8 protein-coding genes are annotated in these 7,217 nt (G+C 31.0%); 3 read left to right on the top strand and 5 right to left on the bottom strand.

Translation table 11 applies throughout. The features are described from left to right. Together QZU75_RS12090 and QZU75_RS12085 are read right to left on the bottom strand one after the other, a co-directional pair. A partial coding sequence (locus QZU75_RS12090; protein WP_296884056.1) for a putative RNA uridine N3 methyltransferase occupies positions 1-695 on the bottom strand: 695 nt, incomplete at its 3' end. 235 nt (positions 696-930) lie between these two features. Beyond that, on the bottom strand, positions 931-1,566 hold the full coding sequence (locus QZU75_RS12085) for an METTL5 family protein (RefSeq protein ID WP_296884054.1): 636 nt from the start codon (positions 1,564-1,566) through the stop codon (positions 931-933). Positions 1,567-1,639: 73 nt separating this feature from the next. Between QZU75_RS12085 and QZU75_RS12080 the strand changes: the two genes are divergently transcribed. Together QZU75_RS12080 and QZU75_RS12075 are read left to right on the top strand one after the other, a co-directional pair. After that, entirely contained in the window at positions 1,640-3,130 is a 1,491-nt protein-coding gene (locus QZU75_RS12080) for an acetyl-CoA carboxylase biotin carboxylase subunit (RefSeq protein WP_296884052.1), read from the top strand. Between the two features lie 18 nt (positions 3,131-3,148). Beyond that, positions 3,149-4,066, top strand: a complete 918-nt coding sequence (locus QZU75_RS12075; protein WP_296884050.1) for a biotin--[acetyl-CoA-carboxylase] ligase — start codon at positions 3,149-3,151, stop codon at positions 4,064-4,066. Here the strand turns inward: QZU75_RS12075 and QZU75_RS12070 are convergent. From QZU75_RS12070 to QZU75_RS12060, 3 genes are all read right to left on the bottom strand, one after another. Next, on the bottom strand, positions 4,063-5,211 hold the full coding sequence (locus tag QZU75_RS12070; protein ID WP_296884048.1) for a TIGR03576 family pyridoxal phosphate-dependent enzyme: 1,149 nt from the start codon (positions 5,209-5,211) through the stop codon (positions 4,063-4,065). The genes QZU75_RS12075 and QZU75_RS12070 overlap by 4 nt on opposite strands. Beyond that, entirely contained in the window at positions 5,212-5,544 is a 333-nt protein-coding gene (locus tag QZU75_RS12065) for a hypothetical protein (protein WP_296884046.1), read from the bottom strand. Positions 5,545-5,638: 94 nt separating this feature from the next. Next, complete coding sequence (locus QZU75_RS12060; protein ID WP_296884044.1) at positions 5,639-6,160, bottom strand: FumA C-terminus/TtdB family hydratase beta subunit; 522 nt, start codon at positions 6,158-6,160, stop codon at positions 5,639-5,641. A 438-nt stretch (positions 6,161-6,598) separates the two neighbouring features. Between QZU75_RS12060 and QZU75_RS12055 the strand changes: the two genes are divergently transcribed. Next, positions 6,599-7,054: a DUF308 domain-containing protein gene (locus QZU75_RS12055; RefSeq protein WP_296884042.1), complete on the top strand. Its 456-nt coding sequence runs from the start codon at positions 6,599-6,601 to the stop codon at positions 7,052-7,054. Positions 7,055-7,217: the final 163 nt, after the last annotated feature.

Raw genomic sequence — 7,217 nt, 5'->3', positions numbered from 1 at the left:
ATTGAAGAATAAGGGCCACCAAATAAAATAGCAATACTTTTACATTCATCTACTTTATGTTTTAATTCATCAAAAATAGAATCAATATAATCTCCATATCTTGTAGTTTCCACAACAAGATTAGGTTTAATTAATTTTAAGCTATTTTTAAGACTCTTATTAGAGGACATAACATTATATCCCCAGTAAACGTCATCTGGTTTATCAGGTGTGACTATTACTTCTTTCTTAGCAATCTTAGTAATCTTAAAGTCAAAAATCTTTTTAACAGTAAGTTGCTCTTTACAGAATGCAAGTTTATCCATACCTATATCGACATAAGTTCCTTTCTTATTTCTTTTAACAGTAAAACCTTGTCTATAATCACCGACGTCAGGTTGATCATTAACAGGATGATGAGGAGTCCTAAGTGGTGGAAGAATTCCAACATGCTTTAATTCAGGACGTATAGGAAATGCTTTTTTCCTCAAATATTGAGGAGTATTCATATAGCTCAAAATTTCAGCAATAAAAGCTCCATCAAGTTCTCCGTCTTCATTTTTAACATGATTATCATTATAAATAACCACATTATCTGCTTTAAAAATAGCCAAAGCCCTTCCTAAAATTCCAACTTTATAAGTACGAATTTTAAGGTCTTTTGACTCAGAAAGAAACGAATTTGGAATAAATATAGATAGCTCATCTTTATACATTAGTTTTAATTTATATAAAATTAAGTATATAAAGATTACCCTACATTTATATAGCTATCACTAAATAGACTTACACATTTACAAAATATTATATCACTTATAATATCCGTAGCTTCTTTTTATGCTACCAACTTTTATACTCAGAGAATATATTAATATAAAATATGTAATAACCACTATATAAAGGTATTGTTTTTCATGTGTAAAAATTTAAAAAACGAGATTTAATTAAAAATTAAAAATTCAAAACTGCTCGAATTACAATAACATTAACGTTTTGCATTTCTTTTGTATGGAACTCATAAATTTTTGGAATTGGAAAATCATATCTGAAAATGTGAGTAATTTCCAGATTATTTTTTTCATAATAATCTATCAGGAATTCTTCAGTTGATGCCATGTGAAATGAATATAAAACATCCGGTTTTAACTGGCAAGCCTTACGTACAAAAGCCAAATCCTGACCATGCTCTGCATTTCTTTGAGAGCCGAAGGGAGGATTTTGAATAATGGTATCAACTTCATAAACATTATCAAGATCATTTATATCATTTAAGATAAAATCCACATTGTCCAATTTTAACTTCTGTGAACTTTCACAAGCCAATCTGATTGAATCCTCATCAATGTCCACACCGCAGGATGTATTTGCACCCATTAGACCACAGCCGATTGTGAATATTCCACTGCCGCAGCCCAAATCCAAAACATTCCTTTCTTCAATATCTCCAAGTGAATAAGCATTCCAAATCAAATCAGATGCAATAATTGACGGAGTAGTATATTGCTCAAGACCCACCTTCGGTTTAGGGTGAGGAGGTATGGATTGAAGTTTCATTTCAAGATGCTTTTTTCGTTTAATTTTTCTCATATAATCAACATATTTAATAATTATCTAATATATAATATTATATTATTAATAAAAAATTACTTTGAGGTTTCATATGTTTGAAAAAGTATTAATTGCAAATAGAGGAGAAATCGCTATAAGAGTTATGCGTGCATGTCGTGAACTTGACATGAAAAGTGTAGCTATCTATTCTGATGCAGATAAAACCTCTTTATATACAAAATACGCTGATGAAAGTTTTCCTTTAGGTAATCCTTCACCAGCAAAATCTTATTTGAATATAGAGAAAATTATTGGTATTGCACTGGAATCTGGAGCTGATGCAATTCACCCAGGATATGGATTCTTAGCAGAAAATCCAAAATTTGGCGAAGAATGTGAAAAAAATGGAATTAAACTAATCGGACCCTCAGGAGATGTAATCCATAAGATGGGAGATAAAATTACTTCAAAAGCCCTTATGAAAAAAGCTGGCGTTCCGGTTATCGAAGGTACTCCTGAAGGAGTGACAGATATCGAAGAAGCAAAAGATATTGCCCGCCAAATCGGATATCCTGTTATTGTTAAAGCATCTGCAGGAGGTGGAGGAATAGGTATGCGTGCAGTTTATGAAGAAGAAGAACTTGTACGTGCTATTGAATCTACACAGTCAGTTGCGTCAACAAACTTTGGTGATTCCACAGTATTCATAGAAAAATATCTTGAAAAACCTCGCCACATAGAATTCCAGTTACTGGCAGATGAACATGGAAACGTAGTCCATGTTGCAGACAGAGAATGTTCAATTCAAAGAAGACACCAAAAGCTTCTTGAAGAAGCACCTTCCCCTATCATGACTGATGAGTTAAGAGAACAGATGGGAGGAAGTGCAGTTAAGGCTGCAGAATATATCGGTTATACCAGTGCAGGTACTGTTGAATTCTTATATGATAACGGTAATTATTATTTCCTTGAAATGAATACCCGTATTCAGGTAGAACACCCAATTACTGAACTTGTAACCAATACTGATTTGATTAAAGAACAAATTAGAATTGCAGCAGGTGAAGAATTAAGTTTAACACAAAATGAGATTCAAGTAAACGGTCATGCTATAGAATGCCGTATCAATGCAGAAGATCCTCTAAATGATTTTGCACCAAATCCTGGAAAAATTACAGGTTACAGATCCCCTGGTGGACCTGGTGTACGTTTAGACAGTGGAGTATACATGAATTATACCATTCCAACATTTTATGATTCAATGATTTCAAAATTAATCACTTATGGAAGAAACAGAAATGATGCAATAAACAGAATGAAAAGAGCATTAAGTGAATATATTATTTTAGGTGTTAAAACCACAATTCCATTCCATAAAGCAATTTTAAGAAATCCTAATTTCATTTCTGGAGATTTAAATACACACTTCATTGACCAGCATAAAAAAGGTATTGATACAGAAATGGCCAATATCATTGAAGAAGATGCAGAATATGTTAACAAATTAAAATCCACATTCATGCCTAGTAAAAAAATAGCTGCAATTTCAGCAGCTGTCGGATCATATCAAAATATTGTAAAAAGTCAACAAATGCAAAAATAACTCTTTGGAGAGAATCTCATGGAAACTGAAATTATAAATTTATTAAAAAAAGAAAATAAGCTTTCAGACAATACAATTGAGGAAATACAAAATATAAACATAGACGATTTCTCAAACATTGTTAAAGAAATTGGAAAGCAAGAGACAGACCACATCAATGCTGAGGAGATTTCAAAAGATTTGAACACTGAATATATTGGTAAAAACCTCTACGTTTTCAAAGAAGTAAACTCAACAAATACTCTTGCAAGATTCTTATCAATGAATGATGCAGAAATGGGAACTGTAATAATCTCCGAAAAACAAACCAAAGCAAAAGGAAGATCAGGCAAATCTTGGGAATCTCCATTGGGAGGAGTATGGTTATCTATAATCATAAATCCTAGTGTTGATTACTCAAAAATCCCTTTGATTACACTAGCTACCGGAGTTGCAGTTGCAAAAACCTTAGAAAAGATTGGTGTTGAAAATCCTGAAATCAAATGGCCAAACGACATAATGATAAACGGTAAAAAGGTATGTGGAATTTTAACTGAAGCTGTAACAAAGTTAAATACCATTGAAAATGTCATTATTGGTGTTGGTATTGATGCTAATTTAAATGTATCTGATTTCCCTGAAGAACTTCAAGAGGGAACAACAACCCTTAAAGAAGAACTTCACAAAGAAGGAAATGAAAACAAATTAATCCAATTATTCCTTGAAGAATTTGAAAAAATCAATGAACTCTTCAATGAAAAAGAATATGAAGTTATCCTAAAAGAATGGAGAAAACGTTCATACTCCATTGGAAAAATTGTAGAAGTAAGAGAACCATTCAATACTTATTATGATGCATATGTCTTGGGTATAAGTAAAGACGGAGCTCTCATTGTTGAAAAAATTGATGGAACCTTAGAAAAAGTAATTTCAGGAGAATGTATTATTAAAAACTAAAATACAATCTCTCTACATTCATCTTCATTAATAACTACTTCATGTAGCTTATTAATTGAAGATTCTATTTTTTTATATAAATCATTTAAATCTAAATTAAAAGCATCATTTGTAGATAAATCAAATCTTATTGTTGCAGATGCACCTGGCATTGATACTGCAGGAATGGTAATAATTCCAAAATCATTCAAAAGAATAAATGAAAATACAAATGCCAAATCATTGACAGATAAATTATGGTTAACTGTAATCTCACCAGCTAAACCTTCAGGTGAAATCATGACTCCTGTAGGAGTAGTCTGGAAATTTTCATATTTTTCGTTTAACAGGTTAAACAATTCATCTTTTCTGGAAAAACTATTAATCAGATTCTCTTCGTTGAAATTTTTAATACCATTTACCATTGCAAGAACAAGAGGAGGTTGAGCTTCAAGACCAAATTGATTGACCTTGACCTTGATTTTATCAATTAACTCTTTTCGACCTGCCATAAGACCACCTCGAGGGCCGGGCATTAATTTATCAGTACTAGTAATTGCAATATCTGCACCCAAGTCACATGCTTTTGGCTGATTGAAAACAACCGTTCTAAGCCTTGCACCTGAAGCATCATCAACCATGACAGGAATGCATTTTTCATGAGCCAATTCAATGACTTTCTTAAATTCATTCACATCAATTACTTTATGATCCATAGTAGAACCTGTAATGATAACCAAAGAAGTGTTTTCAGGAATAGAAAATTCTTCAAAAACATCAGTTTCTGAATAATTAGCACCAACCAGATTACAGCTACGTGGAATTGATGGATGAGCAGGCAATTCAGCCAAATAATGAACAACATTTGAGCCTTTATCAACTAATGTTAATATTGTAGCCAATATTCCTGAAGAAGTCCTATTTAAAGGGAGAATTTTTTCCCCGCCTAAATGAGACTTACCCACTTTTTGCAGTTCTTCTTCAAAAATAGCCGGACCAACATAAGTTTCCAAAAGACTAATTTCAGAGGGAGATGCAATAAATCCCCCAGATAAACCAGTTAAATCAAATAAAGAGTCCCTTCCCTGAGTTTCTACATGGTTTTTAATAATTGAAAGAGCTTTTTCTCTTTTTTTGACTTCATCCAAAGAGTTTTTAATAATCATCTAATCAGAATCGTCAAATTGTACTCTGTAATCTTCAAAGAATTCTAAAATAGCTTTTAATTGTTTTTCATCAACTTGAACAGAAGTATACTCTTCTTCTTCTGGAATTCCATAGAAATATTCTGCATAGATAACTTTTCCAGTTGCATCAGTAAAAATAGTTAAACCATCGGAAAGTTTATCAGGATTTCTATTTTGGAATTCTACTTCCAGAGAAACACCAAATTTTTCAGAAAATTTTTCTTTTTCCTCTGCGTCTCTGTTACATTTTCTAATTTTTGTCATTCTAGATTTCAATTTTTTTACAGCTAATTCATCAATATTGTCAACCATAATTACACATCCAAAAAAAATTTTTAAAATTCATTTAAATTAAACTATACTATATAATGATATTATATATAAGTATTACTTATTAATATTAAAATCAATCATACAAACTGTTTCCATGACTATCCATTGCCACAATAAGCGGACCAAAATCTTTAACTTTTAAATTCCACATTGCTTCAGGCATTCCTAAATCCAACCAGTCAACACTTTCTATTTTTTCAACAGCATCGACATATAAAGCAGCACATCCTCCAGTAGCAACCACATAAATCGCTTCATTTTTTATTAAAGCTTCACGTACTGTATCATCCATTCCACCTTTTCCTATTACAATTTTCGGACCCATATCCAAAACATCACTTTGATACGGATTCATTCTCATTGAGGTAGTAGGACCTATAGCAACCATTTCATATTCATCCCCTTTTTGAGATATGATAGGTCCAGCATGGAATAAAACTGCACCATCAATATTCAGTGGCGCGCCTTCTTCAAGAAGACGCTTATGAGCCTGGTCACGAGCAGTTAAAATATTTCCAGTTAAATAAACTACATCTCCCGCTTTTAATTCTGATAAATCTTCGTCTTTAATCGGAACATTTAAATTTTTTTCCATAAATTCACCTAATATGATTAATTTAATTATTAAAAATATATAAAATTTTTAGCTTTAATAAAGTTAATGGCTAAAATCAAAATTTAGAAAAATCATGAAACGAAATAATATCTATCATTTTGGACATAACATTATTTTTCTAAAAATTTTACATTGAATTTTTGGTAAACCATACCATCATTTCAAACCATGTTAATTCTCTAAACAATAGTTTAAAAATCAAAACTTATCCAACATATATTACCTCCAATTATTACATTGTTCATATAATTTTTCCAAATCGAAACTAAAATTTTAAAAAAATAAATAGAACCAGCTAATAATGATAAAAATTAAATATTACGATGAATAATTTATAAATATAAAAGCAGAAATGCTTTTTTGGATTATTGAATGTCACTAAAAAAGTGAACATAACACAATATGGAGGAAAAAAATATGGAATCTAATCAAGTATCTGGAATATTATCCGTAATTTTAGGATTAATTTTTATAATTTTCCCAATTTTTAGTTCCGGACTAGTATCCATTATTATTGGAGTAAGTTTAATATTCTTAGGTCTAGCAATAATATTAGCAGGATTTTCCGCTATTAATGTCCTCATCGGAATTCTGGCCATTATTTTCGGTTTATTATTCCTATTTAAGATTGATGCATTATCATTCCTTTTAGGAATACAATTCTATATCATTGGTATTATAATGCTTTTATTAGGTATTATAGGGCTTTTTTCAGGACCTGGCGTGTCAAAAGCTGCTTCAATATTGATTATAATTCTAGGTATTATAGCATTTATCCTTGGAGGATTATCACTTGACCAGCCACTTTACGCAGCAATTCTTATAGGTGTATGTCTAATTATCCAAGGTATAAGGTTATATATTGCAGAATAGAATATAAATAAGCAATCTTTTGATTGCTTTCTATTTTTTTTAGAAAAATAAAGTTTTTAACTTTATAGTCTATTACTTAATGTTTGTACCATTTTTGTAATTTGTTCTTGGGCTGTTATGTTTTTTTTTCAACATAAGGTTTACCAAGCTATCTCCCATTGAC

This window comes from uncultured Methanobrevibacter sp. (assembly GCF_902764455.1).
Taxonomy (GTDB): domain Archaea; phylum Methanobacteriota; class Methanobacteria; order Methanobacteriales; family Methanobacteriaceae; genus Methanocatella.
This window is presented reverse-complemented; position numbering and strand designations above follow the sequence as displayed.

Bases quoted from the DNA above. Each gene is read 5' to 3' on its own strand.
- QZU75_RS12085 (WP_296884054.1), bottom strand. From the start codon at position 1,566: ATGAGAAAAATTAAACGAAAAAAGCATCTTGAAATGAAACTTCAATCC.
- QZU75_RS12080 (WP_296884052.1), top strand. From the start codon at position 1,640: ATGTTTGAAAAAGTATTAATTGCAAATAGAGGAGAAATCGCTATAAGA.
- QZU75_RS12075 (WP_296884050.1), top strand. From the start codon at position 3,149: ATGGAAACTGAAATTATAAATTTATTAAAAAAAGAAAATAAGCTTTCA.
- QZU75_RS12070 (WP_296884048.1), bottom strand. From the start codon at position 5,211: ATGATTATTAAAAACTCTTTGGATGAAGTCAAAAAAAGAGAAAAAGCT.
- QZU75_RS12065 (WP_296884046.1), bottom strand. From the start codon at position 5,544: ATGGTTGACAATATTGATGAATTAGCTGTAAAAAAATTGAAATCTAGA.
- QZU75_RS12060 (WP_296884044.1), bottom strand. From the start codon at position 6,160: ATGGAAAAAAATTTAAATGTTCCGATTAAAGACGAAGATTTATCAGAA.
- QZU75_RS12055 (WP_296884042.1), top strand. From the start codon at position 6,599: ATGGAATCTAATCAAGTATCTGGAATATTATCCGTAATTTTAGGATTA.